Annotated in this window: 26 protein-coding genes; 12 read left to right on the top strand and 14 right to left on the bottom strand. The window is 66.4% G+C overall.

The features are described 5' to 3' along the window. Positions 1-111 precede the first annotated feature (111 nt). Both cysS and EGH21_RS16300 read right to left on the bottom strand, forming a co-directional pair. Positions 112-1,596: a cysteine--tRNA ligase gene (gene cysS / locus EGH21_RS16305; RefSeq protein ID WP_220619546.1), complete on the bottom strand. Its 1,485-nt coding sequence runs from the start codon at positions 1,594-1,596 to the stop codon at positions 112-114. Between the two features lie 63 nt (positions 1,597-1,659). Then, positions 1,660-2,145: a DUF7523 family protein gene (locus EGH21_RS16300; protein ID WP_220619545.1), complete on the bottom strand. Its 486-nt coding sequence runs from the start codon at positions 2,143-2,145 to the stop codon at positions 1,660-1,662. Between the two features lie 115 nt (positions 2,146-2,260). Between EGH21_RS16300 and EGH21_RS16295 the strand changes: the two genes are divergently transcribed. Next, positions 2,261-2,419, top strand: a complete 159-nt coding sequence (locus EGH21_RS16295; protein WP_220619544.1) for a hypothetical protein — start codon at positions 2,261-2,263, stop codon at positions 2,417-2,419. 4 nt (positions 2,420-2,423) lie between these two features. Here EGH21_RS16295 and EGH21_RS16290 read toward each other — a convergent pair whose 3' ends face one another. After that, on the bottom strand, positions 2,424-3,848 hold the full coding sequence (locus EGH21_RS16290) for an FAD-binding oxidoreductase (protein ID WP_220619543.1): 1,425 nt from the start codon (positions 3,846-3,848) through the stop codon (positions 2,424-2,426). A gap of 148 nt (positions 3,849-3,996) precedes the next feature. Between EGH21_RS16290 and EGH21_RS16285 the strand changes: the two genes are divergently transcribed. The 3 genes from EGH21_RS16285 (at position 3,997) to EGH21_RS16275 (ending at position 7,022) form a co-directional block, all read left to right on the top strand. After that, on the top strand, positions 3,997-4,911 hold the full coding sequence (locus EGH21_RS16285) for a helix-turn-helix transcriptional regulator (protein WP_220619542.1): 915 nt from the start codon (positions 3,997-3,999) through the stop codon (positions 4,909-4,911). An 82-nt stretch (positions 4,912-4,993) separates the two neighbouring features. Further along, the gene (locus tag EGH21_RS16280; RefSeq protein ID WP_220619541.1) at positions 4,994-5,875 is read left to right on the top strand and encodes a CbiX/SirB N-terminal domain-containing protein; all 882 of its coding nucleotides are present in this window, start codon (positions 4,994-4,996) and stop codon (positions 5,873-5,875) included. 58 nt (positions 5,876-5,933) lie between these two features. Beyond that, positions 5,934-7,022, top strand: coding sequence for a DR2241 family protein (locus EGH21_RS16275; protein WP_220619540.1), 1,089 nt, complete (start codon positions 5,934-5,936; stop codon positions 7,020-7,022). On the opposite strand, the gene EGH21_RS16270 is transcribed toward EGH21_RS16275, so the two are convergent. Continuing rightward, on the bottom strand, positions 7,019-7,576 hold the full coding sequence (locus EGH21_RS16270; RefSeq protein ID WP_220619539.1) for a DUF7524 family protein: 558 nt from the start codon (positions 7,574-7,576) through the stop codon (positions 7,019-7,021). The genes EGH21_RS16275 and EGH21_RS16270 overlap by 4 nt on opposite strands. A gap of 42 nt (positions 7,577-7,618) precedes the next feature. Next, positions 7,619-7,813, bottom strand: coding sequence for a methytransferase partner Trm112 (locus EGH21_RS16265; protein WP_220619538.1), 195 nt, complete (start codon positions 7,811-7,813; stop codon positions 7,619-7,621). A gap of 86 nt (positions 7,814-7,899) precedes the next feature. On the opposite strand from EGH21_RS16265, the gene EGH21_RS16260 reads away from it, so the two are divergent. Beyond that, positions 7,900-8,259, top strand: coding sequence for a group I truncated hemoglobin (locus EGH21_RS16260; RefSeq protein WP_220619537.1), 360 nt, complete (start codon positions 7,900-7,902; stop codon positions 8,257-8,259). On the opposite strand, the gene EGH21_RS16255 is transcribed toward EGH21_RS16260, so the two are convergent. Continuing rightward, positions 8,256-9,632: an adenylosuccinate synthase gene (locus EGH21_RS16255; protein ID WP_220619536.1), complete on the bottom strand. Its 1,377-nt coding sequence runs from the start codon at positions 9,630-9,632 to the stop codon at positions 8,256-8,258. The two genes, EGH21_RS16260 and EGH21_RS16255, sit on opposite strands and share 4 nt — an antisense overlap. A gap of 186 nt (positions 9,633-9,818) precedes the next feature. Here EGH21_RS16255 and EGH21_RS16250 point away from each other — a divergent pair, with 186 nt between their 5' ends. Beyond that, positions 9,819-10,124, top strand: a complete 306-nt coding sequence (locus EGH21_RS16250; RefSeq protein ID WP_135304560.1) for a hypothetical protein — start codon at positions 9,819-9,821, stop codon at positions 10,122-10,124. Between the two features lie 17 nt (positions 10,125-10,141). Here the strand turns inward: EGH21_RS16250 and EGH21_RS16245 are convergent, their stop codons facing one another. Beyond that, positions 10,142-12,445, bottom strand: coding sequence for a DUF7527 domain-containing protein (locus tag EGH21_RS16245; RefSeq protein ID WP_220619535.1), 2,304 nt, complete (start codon positions 12,443-12,445; stop codon positions 10,142-10,144). 182 nt (positions 12,446-12,627) lie between these two features. On the opposite strand from EGH21_RS16245, the gene EGH21_RS16240 reads away from it, so the two are divergent. From EGH21_RS16240 to EGH21_RS16225, 4 genes are all read left to right on the top strand, one after another. Then, complete coding sequence (locus EGH21_RS16240) at positions 12,628-13,023, top strand: DUF7541 family protein (RefSeq protein WP_220619534.1); 396 nt, start codon at positions 12,628-12,630, stop codon at positions 13,021-13,023. A gap of 48 nt (positions 13,024-13,071) precedes the next feature. Then, positions 13,072-13,419 (top strand): DUF6684 family protein, encoded by a 348-nt coding sequence (locus EGH21_RS24730; RefSeq protein ID WP_236035603.1) that lies wholly within the window; start codon positions 13,072-13,074, stop codon positions 13,417-13,419. Positions 13,420-13,484: 65 nt separating this feature from the next. Further along, entirely contained in the window at positions 13,485-15,263 is a 1,779-nt protein-coding gene (gene ctaD / locus EGH21_RS16230; protein WP_220619533.1) for a cytochrome c oxidase subunit I, read from the top strand. A gap of 212 nt (positions 15,264-15,475) precedes the next feature. Continuing rightward, positions 15,476-15,757: a DUF7520 family protein gene (locus EGH21_RS16225; RefSeq protein ID WP_220619532.1), complete on the top strand. Its 282-nt coding sequence runs from the start codon at positions 15,476-15,478 to the stop codon at positions 15,755-15,757. A 6-nt stretch (positions 15,758-15,763) separates the two neighbouring features. Here the strand turns inward: EGH21_RS16225 and EGH21_RS16220 are convergent, their stop codons facing one another. The 6 genes from EGH21_RS16220 to EGH21_RS16195 form a co-directional block, all read right to left on the bottom strand. Further along, entirely contained in the window at positions 15,764-17,467 is a 1,704-nt protein-coding gene (locus tag EGH21_RS16220) for a methylmalonyl-CoA mutase family protein (RefSeq protein ID WP_220619531.1), read from the bottom strand. Positions 17,468-17,599: 132 nt separating this feature from the next. Then, positions 17,600-18,394, bottom strand: a complete 795-nt coding sequence (locus EGH21_RS16215) for a CBS pair associated ParBc domain-containing protein (protein ID WP_220619530.1) — start codon at positions 18,392-18,394, stop codon at positions 17,600-17,602. A gap of 37 nt (positions 18,395-18,431) precedes the next feature. Further along, positions 18,432-19,952 carry a DHH family phosphoesterase gene (locus EGH21_RS16210; RefSeq protein WP_220619529.1) on the bottom strand — a complete coding sequence of 507 codons (1,521 nt, stop codon included), beginning with the start codon at positions 19,950-19,952 and terminating at the stop codon, positions 18,432-18,434. A 35-nt stretch (positions 19,953-19,987) separates the two neighbouring features. Then, a complete protein-coding gene (gene lrpA1 / locus EGH21_RS16205; RefSeq protein ID WP_220619528.1) occupies positions 19,988-20,416 on the bottom strand; it encodes an HTH-type transcriptional regulator LrpA1 in 429 nt (142 codons plus the stop codon). Between the two features lie 97 nt (positions 20,417-20,513). Beyond that, the gene (locus EGH21_RS16200; protein WP_220619527.1) at positions 20,514-21,452 is read right to left on the bottom strand and encodes a thiamine pyrophosphate-dependent enzyme; all 939 of its coding nucleotides are present in this window, start codon (positions 21,450-21,452) and stop codon (positions 20,514-20,516) included. Between the two features lie 2 nt (positions 21,453-21,454). Next, positions 21,455-23,353, bottom strand: coding sequence for a 2-oxoacid:acceptor oxidoreductase subunit alpha (locus tag EGH21_RS16195; protein ID WP_220619526.1), 1,899 nt, complete (start codon positions 23,351-23,353; stop codon positions 21,455-21,457). Positions 23,354-23,569: 216 nt separating this feature from the next. Between EGH21_RS16195 and EGH21_RS16190 the strand changes: the two genes are divergently transcribed. Both EGH21_RS16190 and EGH21_RS16185 read left to right on the top strand, forming a co-directional pair. Beyond that, a complete protein-coding gene (locus EGH21_RS16190; RefSeq protein WP_220619525.1) occupies positions 23,570-24,289 on the top strand; it encodes a DICT sensory domain-containing protein in 720 nt (239 codons plus the stop codon). Positions 24,290-24,377: 88 nt separating this feature from the next. Continuing rightward, on the top strand, positions 24,378-24,554 hold the full coding sequence (locus EGH21_RS16185) for a hypothetical protein (protein WP_220619524.1): 177 nt from the start codon (positions 24,378-24,380) through the stop codon (positions 24,552-24,554). Here EGH21_RS16185 and EGH21_RS16180 read toward each other — a convergent pair whose 3' ends face one another. Further along, positions 24,555-25,340: an N-acyl homoserine lactonase family protein gene (locus EGH21_RS16180; RefSeq protein ID WP_220619523.1), complete on the bottom strand. Its 786-nt coding sequence runs from the start codon at positions 25,338-25,340 to the stop codon at positions 24,555-24,557. Positions 25,341-25,347 lie beyond the last annotated feature (7 nt).

Below are 25,347 nucleotides of genomic sequence, written 5' to 3'. Positions count from 1 at the left end.
ACGAATATATAATTATCTCGAAAGGATATAAATACGTACTGTCGAAGGATAGCACGCGTTCTATCCGGCTTTCGACGAGGATTGTCGGATGATATACGTATCGACGTCGGTTCAGAACCGGTACGTCGGGCCGTCGTCCGTGTCCTGTACCTCGACGCCGAGCGCTTCGAGTTCGTCGCGCAACTCGTCGGCGCGTTCGTAGTTGCCGTCCGCACGCTCCTGTTCGCGCACGTCGAGGACGAGTTCCACGATGTCGCCGGCGAGTGCGACGTCGCTCTCCTCGCTCACCTCACCGAAGGAGAGGCCGAGGATGCCGCCGCCGAACTCCTCGAACGTCTCGACGGCCCGCCGCAGACCACGGTAGTCGTAGGCGTCGTCGTGGCCGTCGACGTGCGTGTTGACGGCGCTCGTGAGGTCCAGCAACGCCGTCGTCGCTTCCCGGGTGTTGAAGTCGTCGTTCATCGCCGCCTCGAACTCCACGCGGACGTCGTCGACGGCCTCGCGGAGCGTCTCGTCGGTCACCTTCGCGTAGGCGTCGACGCTGTCGCAGGCGTCGACCGCCCGCTCGTAGCCGCGCTGGAGGCGGTCCCAGCGCTCCTCGGCCTCGCCGATGGTCTCCTCGCTGTAGGTGGCCCGCGAGGAGTACGCCGTCGAGAGCAGGAAGGTTCGGAGGACGTCGGCCCCGAACTCCTCGACGGCGTCGGCGACGGTGAAGAAGTTCCCCAGCGAGGAGGACATCTTCTCGCCACTCGTCTCCAGCAGTCGGACGTGAAGCCAGTAGTCGGCGAACCGCTGGCCGGTCGCGGCCTCGCTCTGGGCCACCTCGTTCTCGTGGTGGGGGAAGACGAGGTCCTGCCCGCCGACGTGGACGTCGATGGTCTCGTCGAGGTGGGTCATCGACATGGCCGAGCACTCGATGTGCCAGCCGGGTCGGCCCTCGCCCCACGGCGAGTCCCACGTCTGGGCCGTCTCGCAGGCCGCCTCGGCGGGCGCGGCCTCGGGATGGCGGTGCTCCTCGATGTCGTCGGGGTCGACGCCGCCGGCCTTCCAGAGGGCGAAGTCGGCGGGGTGGCGCTTCTCGCTCTCGGCGTCCTCACCCTGTGCCTCGATGTCCTCGACGGTCTGGTTCGAGAGTTTGCCGTAGTCCTCGAAACTCGTCACGTCGAAGTACACCGACCCGTTGGCCTCGTAGGCGTGGCCGCTCTCGACGAGTCGCTCGACGAGCGAGATTATCTCGGGGACGTGTTCGGAGACGCGAGGGTACACCTCCGCGCGGTCGAGGTTGAGCGAGCGCATGTCCTCGATGACCTGCCGGACGTAGTGGCGGGCGACGTCGGCCTCGCTGTCGCCGTCCTCGCCGACGCGGGCGACGATCTTCTCGTTGACGTCGGTGAAGTTCTCGACGTGGCGCACGTCGTACCCCAGCCACTCCAGCCAGCGACACATCACGTCGACGTGGACCCAGCCGCGAGCGTGGCCCAGATGCGGCGGGTCGGAGGTCGTGAGGCCACAGTAGTACAGGAGAACGGAGTCGGGGTCGCGTGGCTCGAACGGCTCTGTCTCGCCGGTCAGCGTGTTCGTCACGCGGAGCGTCATTGTCGAACGACACTGCGCCGGGCCGCTTCAAGGCGTCGGAACCGGGCTGTGAGGCCGCCCCGCTCAGCGGCCCACCGCGGCTTCGACGACCCGGAGCGCGTCGGGCCCGTCACGTCGCTCGACGACCACCACGAGCGAGTCGGCGGCGACGCCGGCCGCCTCCACGGGCACGTCCGCGGCCCGCAAGCGGCCCAGTACGTCGCCGAGCGCCGCCGGGGTGAGGTCCCCGCTGGCGACGATGCCGGTGAGTGAGCCGGTGCCGTCGACGAACTCGGCGTCGCCGATAGCGAGCACCGCGTCCCCGTCACTACCGTCCCCACCCGACCGTCCCAGTCCGCTCCGCATCGAGACGCGCGCTTCGCTCTCGTGTGCCGGGTCGTCGGGCAGTTCCTCGGCGAAGCGACGGAGTGCCGTGGCGACGGCGTCCGTGTCCCCGTCGACATCTAACGTGCGGGCGGCGGCGGTGTAGTTGACGACGCCGGCCCGGAGCGCGTCGTAGAGGAACGGGCGCGTTCGAACGGCGTCGCGAGTGGCGGCGGCGAGTGACATACCGGAGGGTCACGAGGGCAGGCGCAAAAACCGTTCCATCGGGCCTCCCAGTCACTGAGAACCGTCCTATGGTATTGATAGGAGGCCGGCCGTCTCTCCGAACGAGGGAAGACAGTTGGCTATCGCACAACGAGAGCGGGCGGCCTTCGGGCACCCGCTCGCACCGGTAGAGCGCATCGTCGCCGGAATCGTCCTCGCGGTCGGTGCGGCGGGACACGCCGCGCTGGTCGGGGCCGCAGTCGTGCTGGCGTTCCTGCTGCTGACGGCGCTGTAACCACCTATCCACTACGCTCGCCGTCGCTCTCGCCGGACGGTTCGACGTTCTGGTTCAGCGCGAACAGGTTCGTCGGGTCGTAGGCGTCTTTCACCGCGACGAGTCGGTCGTAGGCGGTCCCGAACGTCCTCGTCATCGTCTCGTCGTTGTCTTCGAGGAACCCCGGGAAGTTCAGGTACACCGACCCGTCGGAGAACTGCCGCATGTCGGCGAGGCAGTCCCGGACCCACGCGACGTTCGCGTCGTCCATCGCCGGGTCCTCCCAGTTCGCCTCGACGCCGAGGAGGAACGGTGCGTGCCGCCCGGCGAAGGCGCTCTCCTCGGTGCCGGTGTCGGTGATGGCGCCGCCGAGTTCCCAGACGTCGACGGTCGACAACGGCGAGGGGGCCTGCTCGCCCCAGTAGACGATGCGGTCGACGGCCGACGCCGGGAGGCCGTCGAGGTACAGCGACTTCCAGTAGTAGCGCCTCCCGTCGGGGTAATCCGCGTCGAGTATCCGCTGGAACTCGGCGTACGGTCGGACCGCACTCAGGTCGACGAGCGGGTCGTCCAACTCCCGGAGCGGTGCGAGTGCCGCCTCGCCGTCCTCGGGTGGGCCGGCGTGACAGCCGATGACGCCGAACTTGAGGTCCCCGACGACGGCCTCGTCGAACAGGTCCTCGTCGTACATCACGCCGGTCGAGGTGAGCGTACTGACGTCGTCGGGTGCCGTCTCGACGTACTCCCGGTACGCTCGCAGACACGATTTCGCCGCCGACCCGTCGTAGAAGACGAGTACGGTCGCCACCTCCGGGCCGACCGGGTGGAGGTCGAACTCGAACGCCGTGACGACCCCGAAGTTTCCTCCACCACCGCGGAGCGCCCAGAAGAGGTCGGGACGCTCGTCCTCGCTGACGGTCAGGAACTCGCCGTCGGCGGTGACGAGTTCGACGGCCCGGAGGTTGTCACAGCTCAGGCCGTACCGACAGCGGAGGTGCCCGATGCCGCCACCGAGGGTGAGGCCGGCGACCCCGGTGTCCGAGACGACGCCACCGGGCGTCGCGAGCCCGAACGCTTGCGTCTCGTGGTCGACGTCGGCCCACGTCGCGCCCGCCTGCACCCACGCGGTTCGCTCGTCGGGGTCGACGCTGACGGCGGTCATCTCGGAGAGGTCGACGACCACACCGTCTTCACAGACTGCGGTCCCGGCGACGTTGTGGCCGCCACCGCGGACCGCCAGCGGTACGTCCGCCTCACGAGCGAACGCTACCGTCTCGACGACGTCGGCGACGCCCGCACACCGGACGACGACGGCGGGCCGCTTGTCTATCATCCCGTTCCAGACGGCCCTGGCGTCGTCGTAAGCCCCGTCGCCCGGCCGAATCACCGTCCCGTGGATATCGTCCGCGAACCGGTCGACCCCCCGGAGCGTCTCGTGTTCCTGACTCATGGTCGAACGAACGCTACGCGGGGCGTTAGCCTCATTCGTCACCGAACGTTCGACGGAGCGCACGCCGTTTCAGCCCGTGCAACGCGTCTCGTGTCGTGGCGTGGCTAGAGTTACTACCGTGCGAAACCGTACCTAGCTAGAGAGAACTATGGCGACGGACCGAACAGACGAGACGACCGAGGGGGCGTCCGAGCGTGCGGAGCCACCGCCGGGGTCCCCGGTGCTCGAATCCGTTCTGGAGAACGCGCGAACGCGTCGATATCTCGGCGAACGGTTGGCGGCCGCCGACGACCGGGTGGGGACGGACTACCTCGGCGATATCGTCCGCCACGGGCCGGTCCTCGAAGCCCTCCTCGAACGGCCGCTCGACCGCGGGGAGATAGAGGACCGACTCGACGTCTCGCGGGCGACCAGCCACCGGTTCACGCAGTGGCTCGACAGGCAGGGGTTCGTCGATAAGGTCGACGGACGATTTCGACTCACCGGGCGCGGCCAGACGGTCGCCGAGGAGGTCCTCCGGTTCGAGGCGAACGTGCGGACGGCCCACCGCCTGACCCCGTTGCTGGACGTCATCTGCGAGGACCATCAGGAGTTCGTCATCGAACCGTTCGTCGACGCCACGGTGACGATAGCGGCCCCCGACGACCCGTACCGACCGGTCGAGCGCTTCGTCTCGCTCGTCCGCGAGTCGGAGACACTCCGGGGGTTCAACACTACGCACATGGCGCCGCTCGTCCTCGGCGCGTTTCACCAGCAGGTGTTCGAGGAGACGGACACCGAGATAGTATACCTCCCACACATCGCCGAGAAACTGTTCGAGACGTACCCCGACCGTGCCAGCGAGGCCGTCGACAGCGGCCATCTGACGCTGCGCACCCGCGAGAACCTGCCGTACGGGCTCGCGATATTCGACGACTGCGTCGGCGTCGGTGGCTACGACGAGTCGACGGGGCTGATGGAGGTGTTCGTCGACACCGACGACCCGGTGGCCCGCGAGTGGGCAGAGCGGGTCTTCGCCTCGGTGAAGGCCGACTCGGAGCCGTTGACCGCCGGGTCGGAGTAACGCGGTGCTCGGCGGGCACCGGACCGCCGGCGGTGTGGACCGCCAGCGAAGCCCCTAAGACCGGTTCGTCCCAACGACGGGTATGGACCAAGCGCTCGTCATCGCGGCCCACGGCTCGCACCTCAACGCCGAGTCGAGCACGCCGACGTTCTCACACGCGGACACCATCCGTGCGACCGGCGCGTTCGCCGAGGTTCGCGAGGCCTTCTGGAAGGAGGAACCGTCGTTCCGGGAGGGCCTGCGCACCGTCGACGCCGAGGAGGTGTATCTGGTGCCGCTGTTCATCTCGGAGGGGTACTTCACCGAACAGGTCATCCCGCGGGAGTTCCGCCTCGACGAGTGGGACCCCGAACTGTGGGACTCCGACGGGACGAGCGCGACGCACGCGACGCTGACCGCCGCGGACACCGGCCAGACCGTCCACTACTGCGGGCCGGTCGGGACCCACGACTCGATGAGCGACGTCATCGTCCAGCGGGCGAAGTCGGTGACGGACGACCCCGACGTGGGCGAGGGGTTCGGCCTCGCCGTCGTCGGCCACGGCACCGAGCGCAACGAGAACTCCGCGAAGGCCATCGAGTACCACGCCCAGCGCATCGGCGAGATGGACCGGTTCGACGAGGTGCAGGCGCTGTTCATGGACGAGGACCCCGAGGTAGACGACGTCACCGACCACTTCGAGAGCGAGGACGTCGTCGTCGTCCCCCTCTTCGTCGCCGACGGCTACCACACGCAGGAGGATATCCCGGAGGACATGGGTCTGACCGACGACTACCGGACCGGGTGGGACACCCCCGAGACCGTCGACGGCCACGACATCTGGTACGCCGGCGCCGTCGGCACGGAACCGCTGATGGCCGACGTGGTGCTGGAGCGGGCGGCCGACGCTGGCGCCGACGTGAGCGGGGCTATCGAGCAGGTCCGACAGGCGACCGGCGACGGGAACCCGGCGACGGGCGACTAGCGGTAGTTCGCGGGGCGGAACGGGCGGCTTTTTGCAGTCCGAATCCTACCGCACCGGTATGGACCAGACCCACGTCGAGGCGTTCGCCGACGCCGCGTCGGACGGTATCTCGTTCGACGGCATCGAGGCGCAGGTCGAGGGCGACAGCTACGCCATCGAGACGGCCGACGGCTCGGCGACAGTCGTCGCGACCGACGAGTTCGGCGACGTGGCCGCCGACTACGCGCCGTACGTCACCAACTGGTACTTCTGGCACGCCACCGCTCCGCAGGCCGAGCCACGGTGGGCGTTCCTCCGATGGCTGGAGGGCGCCGAGACGACGCCGGTCCCCGAGCGATACGACGCGCTCTCCGACGGCCGCACGACCGAGTGGGGCGAACTCGCCGTCACCGTCTCGCTGACCGAGGACGGCGGGCGGGTCTACGACCTCCGGCACGAGGCCGACGTCGGGACGGCGGTCGACGAACTGGACACGTACGAGGACCCCGCCGCCGCCCGCGACGTCGCGAAACACGACGACCGGGGACGGTACCGACCGCTCAAGACCGCGCCGTCGCTCCGAGCCGGGTGGGTTTTCCCATCGCTCGACCCCGCCGCACTCGTCGAGGCCGTCCACGCGTTCTACCCCGCGACGGTCCAGAACTGGTACCGGGAACGGGAGGGCCAACTGGACGTGACCCACTGGCACGAGACCGTCGAACGCCAGACCGGCATCTACGGCGTCGTCAAGACGTGGGACCGCGGCGAGGGGTACGAACACGTCAACTGGGTCGCCGAGGCCTGCTGTGACGACTCCCAGTGTCTGAAACGCCGCGAGTGGGGGTACGACGCCGACACCGACCTCGACGTCGACGGGGGCGACGGCGAGTTTCCCTGCCGAGAGCCGTGTTCCCTCGTCGTCTCGGCCGCGCGCAAGTGGACCAAACTCGAAGCCGAGGAGCCACGGACCTACGAGTTCGAGTTGACCCCCAGCGAGAAAGAGCAGGTCGAGGCCATCGTCGACGCCGTCGCCGACGGCCGGGCCGCCGACATCCGCGAGGCCGACACCTCGGACGGGGCGAACCGCTACCGGGCACGGTTCCTCCGGGCGAAGCTGTTCGACGACGACGGCAACCTCTGTGGCGTCGAGACCGACGCCGACGACTAGGCCGCGAGCACCGCGTACACTGTCGCGAGAACGCCGACGACGACGACGAGCGCCGCCAGCAACACGACCACGTTCTGGACGAAGAACGCGGCGGTGACGGCCGCGAGCAGGGCGACGCCACCGACCGCGAGCACCGGCAAGTCGGGGACGTCGGCGAGGACGGAGTCGGACCCGGGGTCGGGTTTGGGCTGTGGTTTCGCGAGGTCCTCGTCGACTTCGACCGGGTCGTCGCTCCGGTCCGGTTCGGTGACGACGACGTCGACGTAGCGCGTCGTCGCGCCGTAGGCCGTGACGACTTTCAGTTTCCCGCGGACGGCCCCGTCCCGGGTCAGGGTCACTCGTACCCGGCGTTCGCTGTCCCGTTCGACGTGGTGGTTGGGTGCCTCGATGCTCGCGAGACTCGATAGCGCGTCGTCGAGGTGGAGGTGGACGTGCGTCGATTCCCCGTGATTCACGAGGCGGACGTCGAAACTCTCGCTCGTCTCGAACGTCGCCGGCACCTCTAACCCGTGGAGTTCCTCGCGGTTGACGTGGACGGGGAGCGAGTCAGGCACGTGAGAATCTCGGCGGGGACACGCAAAAAAGGTTCAGGGGACTCAGGCCGGCGCTTCGTCGCGCATGTCCGGTGGGAGCAGGTTCGGGATGCCGTCCTCGATGGGGAACACCTCGCCACACTCCGTACAGACCAACTGCCCGGACAGAATCTCCTCGTCGTCACGGTCCTCGACCTCGAGGTCGAGGTCGTGTTTGTCCAGCGGACAGCAGATGATGTCCATCAGGTCCTCTTTCATACACCTGCGTCGGTCCGGTAGCCCTAAAAGCGTACTGTCTGGCGCTAGCCGCGAAGTATTTGCTCGCGCAGTCCGCTTCGAGACCCATGAGCGAGACGCTGTACGACCGCCTCGGTGGCGAGGCAGGCATCGAAGCGGTCGTCGAGACGTTCTACGACCGCGTACTGGCCGACGAGTCGCTCGCCCAGTACTTCGAAGACACGGACGTCGAGGCACTCAGAGAGCACCAGCGGCAGTTCCTCGCGGCCGTCACCGGTGGCGCGGATAGCTACGACGGCCAGAGTATGCGGGCCGCCCACGCCCATCTGGACCTGACCGAGGACGACTTCGCGGCCGTGGCCGGCCACCTCGACTCGGCGCTCCGGGCACACGACGTCGACCCGTCCGACAGAGAGCAGGTGCTCACGGCCGTCGTGGACCTCGAAACAGAGATACTGGACCGTTAGAACGGCGACTCGCGGACGATGGTCTCCCCGCGGCCGGGGCCGACGCCGATGGCGTAGGCCGGCGTGTCGAGTTCGTCCTCGATGTACTCGACGTAGGTCCGTGCGTTCTCGGGGAGGGCCTCGTAGCCCTCGCTCGCGACGGTGGCGGGGTCGAACTCCGCCCACCCCTCGAAGCGTCGGAGGTTCGCCTCACAGTCCGCCCACTGCTCGGTGCGTGGGGGCATCGACCTCAGTTCCTCGCCGTCGAGCGTGTAGGTGTGGCCGACCTTCACTTCGTCGAGGCCCGCCAGCACGTCGAGGTGGTTGATGGCGAGGCCGGTGAACCCGGAGACGCGGGTCGCGTGCCGGAGCATCGGCATGTCCAGCCACCCGACGCGGCGGGGGCGCCCGGTGACGGTGCCGTACTCGCCGCCCTCCTCGCGGATGTAGTGTGCGAGGTCTTCGTTCTCGCCCTCGCCCTGTTCGTCGTAGCCGGGCGTGTCGCCGACGACGCCGCCGAGTTCGGTCGGCAGCGGGCCGCTCCCGACGCGCGTGAGGTAGCCCTTGACGATGCCGACGACTTCGCCGCCGCCGACGACGCCGGGACTGACGCCGGTTCCGACGGCGGCCCCGCCGGCCGTCGGGTTCGAGGACGTGACGTAGGGGTAGTTGCCGTGGTCGATGTCGATGATGGTCCCCTGTGCCCCCTCGAACATGACGTTCTGGCCGTTCTCCATGGCCTCCGTGAGGAAGGCACCGGCGTTGACGGTCATCTCTTCGGCCTCGAAGCGGCGGCCGAACTCGCGGAACTCCTCGTAGAGGGCGTCGACGTCCAGCGCGTCGGGGTCATCCAGGTCCGCGACGTCGAGGCCGTAGACGTCCTCGACGACGGCGCGCTTCTGCGGGACGACGTACTCCAGTCGCTCACGCAGCACGTCGGGGTCGAGTAAGTCGCCGACGCGGACGCCACGGCGGCCGGCCTTGTCCTCGTAGGTCGGGCCGATACCACGACCGGTCGTCCCCACCTCGTCGTCCGTCTCGCTCTTGACCTCTTCCTCGATGCCGTCCAGCACGCGGTGGAACGGGAGGATGACGTGCGCACGCTCGGCGACACGCACGTCCGGGTCGAGGCCACGGTTCTGCAACGTATCTATCTCGTCGAACAGCGTTCGCGGATTGACGACGCACCCGTTGCCGAGGACGCCGACCTTGCCGCGGATGGCTCCACTCGGGACCAGGGAGAGCTTGTACTCCTCGCCCTCGTGGACGACGGTGTGGCCGGCGTTGTCGCCGCCCTGATACCGCGCGACGACGTCCACGTCGTCGCCGTACAGGTCGACGATGCCGCCCTTCCCCTCGTCGCCGAGTTGCGAGCCGACGATGGTTACGGTCATCGCACGGACGTTCCGGCCACCGTGATAAACAGATTACGGTCCCTCTCGGTCCGGTTGCGGGGGAGACAGGTTGGCATGGGAGACGTTACGACGCATTTAATACCCACCTCTTCGAACGGAAAAACCGGCAAAGACGGGTGTGCGAGGGCAACTTTTAAATCCCGCAAACACAAGTTAACAATTGCCATGATAGACAGGCTTGAGAAGGAAGTCGACATGCTGGAGCGTCACCTACAGGTGCTCCGCATGGTTATTGAGAACGAGCCTATCGGTATCGTGAAGATGTCCAACGAGACTGGCTACCCCCACCACAAGGTGCGCTACTCGCTGCGCGTCCTCGAAGAGGAGAACCTCATCGAGCCCTCCAGCCAAGGTGCCATCACGACCGAACAGACGGGCGAATTCGTCGACGACCTGGACGAGAAGATAGACGAGATAATCGAGAAGCTCGAAGGAATGAAGATAGAGGACGCGGCCGAGATAGAAGGCTAACGCGTTTCGCTCTGCCCTCAGAGTTCCGGCACGGCGAGGTGGAACTCTTGATTTCTCGCTTCGAGGAGACAGAGGTGGTACCCGTCCTTTCGCGAGAGATTCACGAAGCTCTTGCGCTTGTCACGACTGAACAGGCCGCTGGAAGTCGCTTCTTCGGCCGTCTCGAGCGCCTCTGGTTCGAAGAAGCTACTGGTGACGAGGAACGCCGCCGCCAGCGAGTCCGAGGCGTTGCCGACCCGCTCGGCGTTCCGGACGATGTCGGTCATCTGGCCCTCGGTCGCCGGCTGGCGGCTATCGTTGATGTTCGCGACGAGCAGCGGGTTCCCCATCCGGTCGCGGACGACGACGTCGAACTGCTCCTGTGAGCGGTGTTCCTGTCCGTCCTCGACGTAGGTGACCGTCACCTTGCCGTTCAGTTCGGCTCGGTCTATCTCGGGTAGGGCGTCGTACAGGACCTGCATCGCGCTCGCGTGACCGGTGTCACGGATCTCGTACAACAGGTTCCGAATCAGCCACTCGACGAATCGGTAGTGGAGGCTGTCTTGGAGGAACGTCTCGAACTCGGTGCCGTCGACGCTGGCGTCGGTGGCGTCGAACTGCGTGTGGTACTCTAGCCGGAGGTTCTCCTCGACCTGTGTCGGGTCGGCGTTCCCGTCGTGGGCCTCGGCGAGCGTCGCCTCCCCCTTCGAGTGATAGCGCACGAAGAGGTTCGTCCCGTCGATGGCCTCCGGCACGGAGAGGCGAGTCCCGACCGAAGGGGTGTCGTCGCGCCGGGCCTCCGCGAGTCCGTCCTCCAGACGCTCTATCTCCGCTCGCGCCTCCTCCAGTTCGGACTGGAGGCGGTCACGCTCGGCCCGGAGGTCCTCGTTCGTCGCCTGCAAGTCGTCTATCTCCGACTGGAGGCGCGAGATTTCGGCCTCTTTTCCGTCGAGTTCCGCTTCGAGGTCGGCCACCGCGTCCGGCGCCGGCGACTGGGGGACTGGCTCCTCGGACGTCTGTGCCGGGGGTTGTTCTGCCGTGGTGGTCGTCGGTTGGGACTGTGCGTCCGCAGACGGCGTCTGCTGGGGACGGTCGCCGGTCGACCCGGTGACCACGTCGTCGCTCGCTGCCGACGTGTCCGGCGAGTTCGTCGACCGGTCGGGGTCGAGCGACGGGATGGAGCGCGTCTCGAGGTCCGCCGTCGTCGCGACGGCGGCGCCGTCACCACCTTGGCTCGCCCCGTTCGACGAGGTCGTCTCCGGTTGCGTCTGTGGCTCCCCGGCCGAGCGGTTCGCTCGCTGTTCCGAGTCGGGTTCTCGTGCCGGTTCTGGGTCGCTGGTACGCTGTCGCGGGGACGCCGACGAAGCCACCGACTCCGTCGAGGGTGGCTCGGACGGTCGGTGGTCGGTCTCCGGGGTCCGCTCGGACGTGTCGGCGTCGGCAGTCTCCGACACGTCGTCCCGAGTCCGTGGCTGACCCTGCTGAGACTGCTGGGACTGCTGAGAGTGCTCGGGTTCGGTCTCCTCGTCCGACGACTCGACCGCACCCGTGCGATTCGCCGCGGCGCCCTGGTTCGCACCGGCGGCTTTCGACCCCGGGGGACCACCGGCGGCCGGTCCCGGTCCCCGGTCGACGGCCGACTCGTCCGTGTCGGGTTCGCCGGCGCCACGGTCGGAGTCCGGGGCATCTGTCTCGGCGGTCGGTTCGGCGTCGACCGGGCCCTCGTCGGTCGCCGTGGCGTCGTCGGCGATGTCGCTCGCGGCGACGCCGCCGGCCGCGTCGGCCGTATCCGACCCCGTCGACGGCGCCGGAATCTCGATAGGCGATATCTCGGCGGGCTTCACTTCGTAGATGCCGACTTCGCCGTCCGCCTGTTCGAACGCCTCGTCGTCGGTGATGAGTCGCTCGGCGCTCCCGACCCAGGCGACGCTCATCGAGCGACCCTGATGGTAGACCAGATAGTAGTCGCCAGAGAGGACGTTCTCGGAGAGTTCGACGAAACCGGTGAAGTTCCCGTCCGCGAGCGTGCGGTCCACTTCGGATATCGGCGTCTCCTGAGTGTAGTACTTGGCACGGACCTCGTCCGCGCTCGCCTGCATCACTGCCAGCAGGGGGAGAGCCTCGTGCGGTGCTTCGCGGGCGGTGCCACTACCGGACTCGAAGGCCTCGATGTCGCCGTCCAGGATGCCGACCACCGTCCCGTTCAACATGAACAGCCGGGTCGGGCCGGTGACGACGGCACCGGAGAACTCCTGGTCTGCGAGTGTCCGGAGCCCCTCGTACCCGCCGTCGAAAGGCACCGAGTCCCACTCTGAAACCAGCTCTACCGTCTGCGTGCTCATTACCTTCATCAAGCCGCATGGCAGACAAATAGTTTGTGCCCCGTCAGACACGTGTCTCCCCGGCGACCGATTCTGTGGGCAATACGGGACCACGGGCGGGTACGGTTCCGTCGTCGACCCACTTACGAGGCGCGTCACGGCGAGTCCGATGGGCATATGCCGACCGAGTCCGAACCAACGGTATGGAAGAACAACCGGGTCTGAGTGACCAGTATCGGATGTCGAGTCCGTGGCCGGTGTTCGTCGCTCTGGGTCTCGCACTCTCGGAGATCGGCGTCTTCATCGGACTGTTCCCGGTCGCGGTGTTCGGTCTCATCCTGTTCGGCGGGAGCGTGGCCGGCATCCTCACCGAGTCCGGCTACGCCACCCGGCCGTGGCCGACGCTCGTCGGCATCGGCGTGTTGCTCGCCGTCCTCGCAGCACTCGTCGCCGTCCTCCAGTTGCCGACGTCGGCGTTCACGCTCGCGAACGTCGGCGAGGGCCCGCTGTTCACCCGTCTGGTCGCCGTCGTCGTCGCCGGCGCCGTGATGGTCGCGATGGGGGGAGCCGGCTCGGTCGCCGAGCAGACCAAGGTCTGAACGAAACCAACAGCCTATTTACTGGCCTGCGCCAACGCCGAACCATACATGGCACTGTTCGGGTTCGAAAAGGATACCCTACTCGACCTCACCGTCAACGTCATCCCACTCGGTATCATCCTCTTCTTCATCGCCGCGTTCGCGGTCGTGCCGGCGTTCGGCACCGACCCCGTCTTCACCGGCATGCAGTTCGCGCTGATGATATCGATGTTCCTCCTGCTGGCGGTGCTGACGTACTACGCCGGCCGAGCGATCGAGGGCGCGGAGCAGGAACAGGAGTCACTCGAAGAAGCCAGCGCGGTGAACGAACCGGAAGGCGAGGTCACCGGGCTAGAGGACGGCGACGACGCGGAGGCGGAACTAGACGACGCCTCGGCGGACGGCGACGACGAGTAACCGGATTCAAACCGCGGCACCGCGGAACCGACCCTTTCATTATCGGCCAGTCCTGACGTGCCACCATGGCAGCAGGAGATCTAGTGCTGACGGGGTTGATGGCCGTCCTCCTCGTCGGTATCGCAGCGCTTCTCACGCGCATCGAGAACTGGCGGTCGTACACGCCGCTCGCGGGTGGCGGCACCGCGACGGGCGAGACCGTCGTCCACCGTGAGAAGCCCGCAGGTATCGTTCGCTGGCTAACGACAGTCGACCACAAGGACATCGGGTTACTGTACGGCGTCTACGCCGTCATCGCCTTCGCCGTCGGTGGCATCATGGCGATGCTCATCCGCCTCCAGCTCGTCACCCCCGGCGGGGCGTTGCTGGGCGCGAACGCCTACAACTCCATCCTGACGAGTCACGGCATCACGATGCTGTTCCTGTTCGGGACGCCCATCATCGCGGCGTTCGCGAACTACTTCATCCCGCTGCTCATCGGCGCCGACGACATGGCGTTCCCGCGTATCAACGCCATCGCCTTCTGGCTCCTCCCCCCGGCCGCCCTGCTCATCTGGGCCGGGTTCTTCCTCGCGCCGGTCACCGAGAACATGATCGAACCCGCACAGACGGCGTGGACGATGTACACGCCGCTGTCGGTCGAACAGACCAACCCCGGCGTCGACCTGATGCTGCTGGGACTGCACCTCTCGGGCGTCGCTGCCACGATGGGTGCTATCAACTTCATCGCGACCGTCTTCACCGAGCGTGCCGAGGAGGTGACGTGGGCGAACCTCGACATCTTCTCGTGGACTATCCTGACCCAGTCGGCGCTCATCCTCTTCGCGTTCCCGCTACTGGGCAGCGCCATCGTCATGCTCCTGCTGGACCGGAACCTCGCGACGACGTTCTTCGCCGTCGAGGGTGGCGGTCCGCTCCTCTGGCAACACCTGTTCTGGTTCTTCGGCCACCCCGAGGTGTACATCCTCGTGCTCCCGCCGATGGGACTGGTGAGCCTCATCCTGCCGAAGTTCGCCGGCCGGAAGCTGTTCGGCTTCAAGTTCGTCGTCTACTCCACGCTGGCCATCGGCGTGCTCTCCTTCGGCGTCTGGGCCCACCACATGTTCTCGACGGGCATGGACCCGCGCCTGCGGGCCTCGTTCATGGCCGTCTCGCTGGCTATCGCCATCCCGAGCGCCGTCAAGACGTTCAACTGGATAACGACGATGTGGAACGGACGGCTTCGGCTCACGTCGCCGATGCTGTTCTGTATCGGCTTCATCTCGAACTTCATCATCGGCGGCGTCACCGGCGTCTTCCTCGCCGCGATTCCGGTCGACCTCGTGCTCCACGACACCTACTACGTCGTCGGGCACTTCCACTACATCGTCATGGGTGCCATCGGCTTCGCCGCCTTCGCGGGCATCTACTACTGGTTCCCGGTGTTCACCGGCCGGATGTACCAGCGCACCCTCGGGAAGGCCCACTTCTGGCTCTCGATGATCGGGACCAACGTCACGTTCTTCGCGATGCTGGCGCTGGGCTACCTCGGGATGCCGCGCCGCTACGCGACCTACCAGTTCGACGGCGCCATCGCACCGCTGGCACAGGTCCAGACGTACCACCTGCTCGCCACCGTCGGCGCAGTGCTCCTGTTCGTCGGCCAACTCATCTTCGTCTGGAACGTCGTCCAGTCGTGGCTCGAAGGCCCGAAAGTCGAGGACGGCGACCCGTGGGACCTCGAGCGCGACGGGATGCTCGACCGCGAGTTCCAGTGGTTCGACCGCAAACTTGAGACGGCCGTCACGGACGGCGGCGAGGACGAGGAACAGTCCGCGCTGACCGGCGCTCGAAGCGACGACTGAACGCGGTCCGTTTTTTCCGACGAGTAACTGGTAGCGGCGGTGTTCGAGGCGACCGACGCCCGGCTAGGCGCCCGAGACGAGCACGATAGCCGTCACGAACATCATCACGGCGATACCGGCGAGGACGACGAACAGCAGTTCCTTCTGACTCATAGCCACGCTAGGGGCTGGAAGTGAAAAAGGCTAATCGTCTCTGTCACCTAGCGGGAAGCATGAGCGAGCAACCGGCCGGGCGGTCCGGAGAGCGGGTGGTCGTCCAGTTGTACGTCGTCATCGTCGCCCTCGCCGGCGTGATGGGGTTCGTGCTCGGCAACATCCGCCCGGCCGACCTCGAACCGGAACTGTTCGGGTTCATCGCCCTCCCACCGACGCCGCTCGGCGTCGCTATCTACGGGTTGGTCACCGTCGGCCTCGGCCTCGGCGTGTTGCTGGCGCTGGTCGTCGTCGTCTCGCGGCGGACCGACGACGAAGCGGGCAAGCGCGACCCGCAGTGAGCGCGGTCAGGCGACCCCGGCGGTCTCCCGGTAGGTGCCGTACTCGGACTCGAAGACGGCCATAATCTCGCCCATCGTCGCGTGGGCCTTCACGGCGTCGACGATAGCGGGCATCACGTTCTCGTCGGCCTCGACGCGTGCCCGCACGTCGTCGAGTGCGGCCTCAACGGCCGCGTCGTCACGGTCGGCCTTGACCGCGTCGAGGCGGTCCCGCTGGCGGCGCTGGACGTCCTCGTCGACTCTCAGTACGTCCGGTTCGGTGTCCTCCGCGACGGTGTAGGCGTTGACGCCGACGACCACCTCGTCGTCGTCCTCGACGCGTCGCTGGTACTCGTAGGCCGAGTCCTGTATCTCCCGCTGGAAGTACCCCTGTTCGATGCCGGCGAGGACGCCGTCACGGACCGACCCGTCGCCCAGTTCGTCGCGGACGTGGTCGATGTGGGTCATGGCCTTCGACTCAATCTCGTCGGTCAGCGCCTCGACGGCGAAACTCCCGCCCAGTGGGTCGACGATGTCGGCCGCCCCGGACTCCTCGGCGATAATCTGCTGGGTGCGCAGGGCGACCCGGACGGCGTCCTCCGAGGGCAACGCGAGCGCCTCGTCGAAGCTGTTGGTGTGGAGGCTCTGGGTCCCGCCCATCACGCCGGCGAGTGCCTGAATCGTCACGCGGACGACGTTGTTGAGCGGTTGCTGAGCCGTCAGCGACTGCCCAGCGGTCTGTGTGTGGAACTTCAGTTGCTTGCTGGCGTCGGCCTCGGCGTCGTACCACTCGTCCATCACGCGGGCGTAGATGCGTCGGGCGGCGCGGAACTTCGCCACCTCCTCGAAGATGGAGTTGTGGGCGTTGAAGAAGAAGGACAGTTGCGGGGCGAACTCGTCCACGTCCAGTCCCCGGTCCAGACAGTCCTCGACGTAGGCGAAGCCGTCGGCCAGCGTGAAGGCGAGTTCTTCGACGGCCGTGGCCCCGGCCTCGCGGATGTGGTAGCCGGAGACGGAGACGGGCTTGAACTTCGGCGTCGTCTCGCTGGCGAACTCGATGACGTCCGTGACCAACTTCAGCGAGGGTTCCGGCGGGACGACCCACTCCTTCTGTGCGATGAACTCCTTGAGCATGTCGTTCTGGAGGGTGCCACGAACCTCCTCGCGTGGGACGCCCTGCTGGTCGGCGATGGCGAGGTACATCGCGTAGACGACCGGAGCGCTGGGGTTGATGGTGAACGAGGTGGACACCTCGCCGACGTCGATGCCGTCGAAGAGGCGTTCCATGTCCGCCAGCGTGTCGACGGCGACGCCCTCCTTGCCGACTTCGCCGTCGGCCATCGCGGCGTCGGAGTCGAGCCCCATCAGCGTCGGCATGTCGAAGGCCGTCGAGAGGCCGGTCTGGCCCTCGTCGATGAGGTAGTGGAACCGCTCGTTGGTCTCCTCGGCCGTGCCGAACCCGGCGAACTGCCGCATCGTCCACTGTCGGCCGCGGTACATCGTCGGGTAGACGCCGCGGGTGTACGGTTCCTCGCCGGGGAAGCCGAGGTCGGCCTCGTAGTCGGTGTCGGCCACGTCTAACGGGGTGTACAGGCGGTCGACCTCCAGGTTCGAGACGGTCGCGAACCGCTCGCTGCGTTCGCCGTAGGCGTCGAGTACCGGGTCAAGTGTCTCACGCTCCCACTCGCCCTTGGCGTCCCGTATCCGCTGGAGGTCATCCTCGTCGTACATACCACGCCATATGTCACCAGTCCGCAAGAGTGTTCGGGCGGTCGTGTCGGCGTCCGCCCCGTCCACGGGCGGCGTGTGGACGGACCTACGACGGGTTGCCCTCGTGAAAGTGTGCGCGAGGCCGCACGACGGTCACTCGTCTTGCAAGCGCTGTGTCGTCTCGACCAGTGGGTGGCGGGCGTAGTCGACCACCTCGATGTCGTCGATGCGTTCGAGGTCGGAGTCGGCGGCCGTCTCGGCCATCCCGAGTTCGACCGACCCCTCGAGGACGATGACGTAGGCGTCCATCCGGTCCACGCCGAGTCTGTCGGCCGCTTTCACCCGGTGGTGGCCGTCGGCGAGCAACAGGTCGCCGCCGTTGTCGATGACGACGAGCGGTTCGGCCAGTCCCCGTTCGAGTTCGTACACCCGCCCCTCCAGTTCGTCGGCGTACACCGTCTTCTGTGTCGGCGTCAGGCGGGCTAGCTCGACCTCGCGGCGCTCCTCGTGGGTGGTGATACCGTGGATGTTCTCCAGCGTCCGACCGAGTTTCTCCACCTTGTCCGGCGTCGCACGCTCTATCTGCGAGCGGATGACGTCCGCGTTCGAGATGATTCCGACGAGGTGCCCCGCGTCGTCGACGACCGGGAGTTTCTGGATGCCCGACCGGAGGATGACCCGGGCGGCGTCCTGCACCGCCATGTCCGGGTGAGCTACGAGGATGTCGCCGCTCATCACCCGGAACATCGGTTCGTGGTCACCCGCCAGCAGGAGGTCACGGGCGCTGACGAAGCCCTCGACGCGTCGGCCGTCGGTCACCGGGAAGCCGCTGAACTCGTCGCTCTCGGCGATTCGCTTCGCTACCTCACCGACCGTGTCGTCGAGTTCGACGGTCGCAACCTCTCGCGTCATGTACTCCCCGACCGTCGGCCGACTCGATTCGTCCATCACTTCGAGTTGACCGGGGACGATGAAAAAGTCTCGGCTACTCTTCGCCGTCGCCCGCCGAGTTCCCGACCGGGTCCGGTTTCATCTCGGCGTACGTCTCGGGGCCGTACTCCGAAGAGCCGTAGACGCTGCCGAGTAGCCGGTGCGAGCGAGACTGGACCGACTCGATGAACCGGTCGTTGACGACCGAGCGGACGATTTCGTGCAGGGACTCGTCCCGGTCGTCGATGGAGTCGAGCACCCCGAGCGTTATCTGAGCGCCGGCCATGTCGGCGTGGCCACCCGCCGACCCTATCTGTCCGAAGGCGTCGCGCAGGGCCTCGCCGAGGTCGATGTCCGCACCGCGGGCCCGCGCGGAGGCGAAGATGGTGCCGTCGATGACGCCGTACACCATCGTCGCGTGGACGTCCTCCAAATCGAGCAGTCTGTCGGCGGCCTGTGCCAGTGCGTCCCGGTCGCCGAGTTCGCCGACGCAACTCAACAGCACCGACCCCTCCTGCTCCCGGTTGTCGATGGCACGCCCGATGACCGACAGCGTCTCGGCGCTGACGCTGGGGTCCTCGATGCGCTGGAGCGCGCTCATGTCCGCACGTCGGACGAGGTGTGCGGCGGCCTCGAAGTCCTCGGCGGAGACCTCACGACGGAAGTCCTTCGTGTCGACCCGGATACCGAAGAGCAACCCCGTGGCGATGGGTCCGGGGATGTCGACGTCGAAGCGACGGAAGTAGTCGACGAGCAAGGTACTGGTCGCGCCCGCGGCGCTTCGCAGGTCGACGTAGCGGGCCTCGACCGGGAGGCGCGGTGGGTGATGGTCGATGACGATGTCGATAGCGAGGTCCTCCGGCAACTGATCGTTGACGCCGGGGCGGGAGTGGTCGACGAGCGCGAAGCCGTCGTACTCGTCTAGCGCGTCCGGGTCGTCGCCGGTGAGGTTCACGAGGTCGTAGTCGAGCAAGTTCACGAACGCGCGGTTCTCCTGGTGAGAGATGTCGCCGTAGTAGCAGATGGAGACGGTACAGCCGGCCCGCTCTGCGAGTTCCCCGAGTGCGACGGCGCTGGCGATGGCGTCCGGGTCGGGGTTGTCGTGGGCGACGATGGCGAGGTGGCCGCCGATGTCTCGGAGTACCTGCTGGAGGTGTCGGGTCCGGGTCCCGTCGGTCCCGACGGTCTGGTACAGTTTGTCGACCACGACCGTCGCACCGTCGACGACGCGGTCTGCGACGGCGCCGAGACGCGACCGCTGCTCGGCCGTCGCGTCGGTGCCGAGATAGCCGAGCAGGAACGCGTCGGCGAACAGCGTCCCGGCGGTCTCAGCGGCGGCGACGGTGACCGAGGGGGCCTCGGTCGCGACGACGACGCTGTCCGGGTCAACGTCGAGTGCGGCGAGCGTCGCCCTGTCGGTGGGATCACCGACGGTCACGGCCACGTTGTCGGTCCGTATCGTCTCGGCGCGGTGCTCGTCGTCGGTGACGACGTGGAGCGGGTCGTGACCGTCGCTGGCGGCGTCGATGAGCGCCAGTGCGGTCGAACCCGCTCCGAGGACCAACCGAGACGGCATACCTTCTGGTCTGCTCCGGAGCGTCTAAAAACCCGTTACTTCAGTCGTTCCTGCAGGAACGATGGGTGGGCGGCAGTGACGCCGTCGAGTGAGAGGATGTCGTCCTCTATGACTGCCGCCAGCGAGTCCCCGTCCGTCGCGCGAACCTCGGCCATCAGCATGTGGTCGCCGCTGGACGTGTACAGCGACTCGACGGCGGCTATCTCCTTCAACTTGCGCGTGGCCTCGACGTAGCGTTCGCTGGCGACGTCGATGCCCACCATCGCGATGGACTGCCCGGCGAGTTTCTTCGGGTCGACGTCGGCAGAGTACCCGACGATGACGCCCTCCTCCTCGAGTTTCTTGATGTACTTGCGGACGGTCGGCTTCGAGACGTCCGCTCTGTTCGCTATCTCTGCGTACGATGCTTGCGCATCGTCCTCCAGAACCGACAGGATTCGACGCTCCGTAGACTCGGCACTCATGTACGTTTCTTTTCCATGGACGAAAAAATATCTTCCGAACCGGAAACCCGGGTTCGGGTACCCCGATACACGCCACGGGGACACCCGGAACGGGCAGTTACTTGTGGTGTTCGAGGAGGTTGTCGTAGGTCCGCTCCCACTCCGCGTCCTCGTCGAAGTACCGCTCCGCGAGCGGTTCTTCCGGCATCTCGCCGATGGCGCGCTTCTCCGCTCCGTAGGAGGGACGTGCGTCCTCGACGTACATGCGACCGGTCAGCACTTCGCCCTCGTACAGTCGCTCCTCGGTCTTTCGCATCATCTCGGCGGCTTCGACGCGGTCCGAAACGTCGAAGTCGAACTCGTCGGACTGCTGGACGTCCGTGTACGGGACGTAGTGTTTCGCGTCCTTGTTCCAGGTCGGACACTGCGTCAGGAAGTCGATGTGCGCGAAGCCGTCGTGTTCGATGGCCTCGGCGATTATCTCCTTCGCCTGGTTGGGGTTGACGGCCGCTGTCCGGGCGATGTACGTCGCGCCGGCGTTCAGCGACTGGCTGAGCGGTCGGATGGGCGACTTCGCCGAGCCGTGAGGCTGGGTCTTCGACTTGTGACCCTTCGGCGACGTCGGCGACGTCTGGCCCTTGGTGAGCCCGAATATCTCGTTGTTGAACACGATGTACGTCATGTCGTGGTTCTCACGGGCCGTGTGGATGAGGTGGTTCCCACCGATACCGTAGCCGTCGCCGTCACCGCCGGCGGCGATGACCTCGAGGTTCGGGTTGGCCAGTTTCGCGGCCCGGGCGACGGGCAGCGAGCGGCCGTGGATGGTGTGGAAGCCGTAGCTGTTGAAGTAGCTGTTGAGCTTCCCGGAACAGCCGATACCCGTAAACAGCGCGACTTCGTCGGGGTTCTTCCCGACTTCGGGCATGGCCTGTTTCAGCGCCTTGAGGACGCCGAAGTCACCACAGCCCGGACACCACGTCGCCTGTGGTTCGATGCCGGGTGTAAACTCGTCACGGTCTATCTCGCGTTCTTCGCCGATTGCACTGAATGCACTCATGGTTAGTCACCCGCTGCGGGGAGGTACTTCATGTTGGTCGCGGCGAGGTCTTCGCCGTTGATACTGGACTCGAACCCGTCGACGATTTCGGCGGGTTCGAAGGGGTTGCCGTTGTACTTGAGGAGGCTCGACATCTTGTCGCCGTACTTGCCGATCTCCTTCTGGGTCAGGCCGCGGAACTGCGCCGTGGCGTTCATCTCGACGACGAGCGCTTCGTCGACGGAGTCGAGCCACTCGCTGACCTCTTCGACGGGGTAGGGCATCATGTCGGAGACGCCCAGCGCCTTCACGGAGTGACCGTTCTCGTTGAGGCGGTCGACGGCCTCGAAGACGGTGTCCTGCTGGCTCCCCCAGACGAGGACGCCGTAGTCGGCGTCGTCCGGACCGTAGTAGGTCTGGTGGCCCGCGTTCTCGTCTAAGTCCGCCCGGATGTCGTCGAGCTTGTTCAGCCGACGGTTCATCTGGGCGATGCGATTCTCGGGGTCCTCGCTGATGTGGCCCGACGGGTTGTGCTCGTTACCCGTGGCGAGGTAGCGCCCGTCCTTCTGGCCGGGGACCGAGCGCGGACTGACGTTCGAGCCGTCTTCCGGTTCGTGGAGGAACCGCTGGAACTTGCCCGAGGAGTGGTGGGCGGCGTCCTGAATCTCCTCTTCGGTCAGCACCGACCCGGGGTCGGCGTTCGGTTCCTCGTCGAAGTGGCTCGCCGGCAGATTCCGGAGTTCGCCCTGAATCTTCTGGTCGTAGACGACGATGGCCGGAATCTGGTACTCGTAGGCAATTCGGAACGCGGCGCGGGTCTGCGTGTAACACTCGCGGATGTTCGCGGGCGCGAACACGACCCGAGCGGAATCGCCCTGCGAGGTGTACAGGACGTGTTCGAGGTCGGCCTGTTCGGGCTTGGTCGGCATCCCGGTCGAGGGGCCGGCACGCATCGCTTCGACCAGCACGATAGGCGTCTCGGTCATCTCCGCGAGACCGAGCGGTTCGGACATCAGCGCGAAGCCACCACCGGAGGACCCGGACATGGCCTTCACGCCGGCGTGAGACGCACCGAGCGCCAGCGCCGCCGCCGCGATTTCGTCCTCGACCTGCTCGGAGATACCGCCGAACTCGGGCAGGTGTTGGGACATGATGGTGAAGACGTCGGTCCACGGGGTCATCGGGTACCCCGAGATGAACCGACAGCCCTCGTCGAGCGCACCGTAGGAGATGGCGTTCGACCCCGAGAGGATGACCTGCTCCTCGTCGTGGGAGTTCTCGGGTACCTCGATGTCGTGGTCGATGTCGAGTTCCGACGCCGCGTCGTAGGCGTCCTGCAGAACGTTGAGGTTGGCCTCCTGCATGTCGCCGGCCATGTTCTGCTCGATGAGTCCCTCGAACTCCTCGGTGCCGATGTCGAGGATGGCTGCCGTCGCGCCGATACCGGCCGTGTTCCGCATGATCTCGCGGCCGTGCTCCTTGGCGATGCCGCGGAGGTCCATCGGGACGACGTGCCAGCCGTTCTCCTCGGCGGCCTCTTCGAGTTCTATCTCTTCGACGTCTTCCTCGTCGAGGAGACCCTCGTCGTACAGGAGGACGCCGCCTTCGCGGAGTTCCTCGAAGTTCTCGTACAGCGGTTTCAGTTCCTCTTTGCCGTAGTAGGCCTCTTCCTGCGGGTTCCGGGCGAAGGAGTCGCCCAGTGCCAGCAGGAAATTGTAGCCGTCACCGCGCGACTGGACGGGTTCGTCCTTCGCGCGTACCTCTACGTACGTGTGACCGCCCCGGATGCGCGACGGGTAGTGACGATGTGTGAAAACGTGAAGTCCCGAACGCATCAGGGCCTTCGCGAAGTTCTGGCTGGTCGAGTCGATTCCGTCACCGGAACCACCAGCGATTCGCCAGATTAGTTCGTTGTCTGTCATGGTGAAATCCTCGGCCCCAGCTCTGGTGCCGTACCGGGAGATTGGGGGGCCACGACTAAAGATTTTCCACTACATCAAGGTTCATTAATCGTGATTAATGGGGCCTGTGACTCAGATTTGTGGCCAAACGGGCGAAACGAATTCCGTCCGAGAAGCGCGGTCAGAACGGCGTCGTCGCAAGGCCTAAATCGGTCGCTCACCACACTGTTCGTGTGAATGTCGCTCACGGAACTTATCGCTGGTGTTGAACACCACGAGAAAACGCTCACGGTGTTCAACGCCGACGAGTCGGCCGTCGACGAACTGCGAGAGCAGTTCGCCGACCGGAACGTCCGCGTCGTCACGGAGCGGACGGAGAGCGGCCGCCCCGGCGAGTTCCTCACGCTGAGCGACGAGGACGGCGTCGTCACTGCGACGGACCTCGACTCCTTCTACGAGACCATAGAGAATCGCGACCGGCACCTCACCGACGACGAGCAGCCGTATCGGTCCATCCTCGACCACCTCGACGAGACCATGTTCACGTCGTGGTCCATCGGCCGGATGGTCGCGGCCTCCCGCGAGATAGAGGACCGGGCGTGGCGCGTCGGCGAGGGCGCCCTGTACGCCGGGTTCCAGACCCTCTCGACGCTGAAAGGCGAACTCGACCTGTACGAGCGACTCGGCGAGTCCGCCGTCGACGTCCACGCCTACGCCGTGCCCGACGTCGAGCCACCCGAACGAAGCGCCTTCACGCTCCACCTCGAACGGAGCGACGAGATAGCCGACTCGTGGTTCGTCGTCTTCGACGGCGGGGGCGACCCGAGCCAGAAGTGCGCCCTGTTGGCCGAGGAGCGCGAGCCGAGACAGTTCTACGGCTTCTGGACGTACGACGGGGATACGGTCGACTGGATAATCGAGCATCTGGAGACGAGTTACGGGTTCGTAGAACAGTAGCGAACACCGAGGCACGGCGAGGTGCTGCTGATTGCGAACGGGCGAGTCGTACCACCACGTCGAGAACCACCTATCTAGTCCGAGACCCATGGCCACCGACCCAGCCGCGTACCGAATCGAGGAGACGGGCCAGCGAGTCACCGCCGTCGAACTGGACCTGCACCTCTTCTTCGGCGTCTGGGCCGCCGTCGACAGGTCAGACGGCGTGTGGACGGTCCGGACCGAGAACGGCGAGGAACTGACGCTCGTCCCCGACGATGGCTGATCAGGCCAGTGCTTCGAACGCCGAGAGGTCGTGGCCCAGCAGAACCTCGGCCCCAGTCTCGCGCTGGATGTTCCGGCACTGTTCCAGACTGTCCTTCCACGCGCCGTTGTTCCAGAGCAGGCTGGTCGCCATCGGGTGGCCCTCGTAGTTCGCTTCGACGTAGGCCTCGTCGCCGACGACCAGCAGGGGGTCGCTAGGTCTATCGACGAGGGCACCCAGCAGGCCCGGCGTGTGACCCGGCAGGTGGAGCAGTTCGACGCCGTCGGTGAGGTGGTAGCTGTCGCCGTGGACTATCTGCCAGTTCAGGTCGTGGTCGAAGTCGCTGGCGAGGTAGGCGATAGAGCCCTCGTCGGTCTTCGCGCTGTAGTACGCGAAGGGGAGTTCGTCGCGGTGGACGTAGATGGGCGTGTCCGTGCCGGCGAAGTTGTAGAGGCCGCCGGCGTGGTCGAGGTGGAGGTGGCTCGTCACGACGGCGTCGACGTCTTCGATGCCGTAGCCCACGGCCCCGAGGTCGTCGGCGAGGGTATGTTCGGCGGCGTCGACGTGGGCGAACGCCTCGTAGAGCGGTTCGGGCCAGTAGCCGTCGCCGGCCTCGGGATGCGAGCCAGTGTCCCAGAGAATCGTCTGCTCGGGCGTCTCTATCACGAGGTTCCAGACGACGTAGGTCTCGTACTCGTGGTCGGGGTGGGGGTTCGACGCCGTCGCGACGCTCGTGCCGTCGACGACGAAGTTGCGGTCTGCCTGCACGCGCCCGCGGTCCACGAACGTGACGCTGATATCGTCCATGATAGAT

The organism is Haloarcula rubra (assembly GCF_019599465.1).
Taxonomy (GTDB): Archaea; Halobacteriota; Halobacteria; order Halobacteriales; family Haloarculaceae; genus Haloarcula; species Haloarcula rubra.
The sequence above is the reverse complement of the archived record's forward strand: the minus strand, read 5'-3'. Positions and strand labels throughout refer to the sequence as shown.